Genomic DNA, 1,041 nt, shown 5'->3' on the forward strand with positions numbered 1-1,041 from the left:
TGACCTATGCTGTCAAATCCGTAGACCTAAACTTGGGAGATTTTAATCAAGCGGCCTGACGATAATGATCAAACCACACCTGTCTTGGCGACTTCATGCCTAAACTCTTTTGAATCCTAGTCTGGTTATACTCAAGCTCAATATATTTAACAATATCGCTAATGGCTTCCATCCTTGTTTGATACTCTTGGTGATACACTAGCTCATTCTTTAACACGCCCCAGAAGCTCTCTATAGGGGCATTATCGTAACAATTGCCCTTACGGCTCATTGAACCTTTAAACTTATGATGTTCGATCAAATTGCGATAGTCATGACTGCAATACTGACTGCCTCTATCTGAATGCACGATTAAGCCTTTATTGGGCTTCTTATTCCTAATCGCCATATTTAGCGCGTTACAGACTAAATCTGCTGTCATTCGCTTATTAATGGCATAGCCGACCAGCTCTTTGGTATAAATATCTTTTACCCCTGCTAAGTACAGCCAACCCTCAGAGGTCCAGATATAAGTGATATCACTGACCCAAGCTTGGTTGGGCTGTTTGGCTTCAAAGCTTTGCTCTAATAGGTTTGGATAAATTGGTTTATTGTGATCTGAGTTAGTGGTCACTTTAAACTTCTTATGACGCTTGCATTTGATAGCATACTCTTCTTTAATACTTCTGATCATGTACTTGCTAATCTTATGCCCTTGAGCCGTTATATGGGCTTGTAGACGCTCATAACCATAGCGCTCTTTTGTCTCAGTATGAGCGGCTTTAACCAGCAATAGGCAGTGGTTACGATGTATTTGCTGATCACTGATACCACGAATTATCCAGTCATAGTAGCTGGATGGTTGAACCTCTAAAACAGCACACATCCGAGTAATACTAAAGAGTCGCTGATTGGCTTTGATAAAGGCGTACTTCACTAACCGTTTTTCGCAAAGTACGCCGTGGCCTTTTTTAGTATCTCACGCTCCTCTTCAGCTATCTTGAGCTTACGCTTGAGTTGTTTATTCTCTTCTATCAGCGCCATAAGCTCAGGATCATATTG

Annotated in this window: 1 pseudogene; it reads right to left on the reverse strand. The window is 41.3% G+C overall.

Annotation, left to right across the window (positions count from 1 at the left end):
* Positions 1-46: 46 nt before the first annotated feature.
* A pseudogene (locus QO187_RS13800) lies at positions 47-1,041 on the reverse strand (IS3 family transposase); the annotation flags it as partial.

Source organism: Psychrobacter sp. Arc9, from assembly GCF_041431295.1.
Classification (GTDB): domain Bacteria; phylum Pseudomonadota; class Gammaproteobacteria; order Pseudomonadales; family Moraxellaceae; genus Psychrobacter.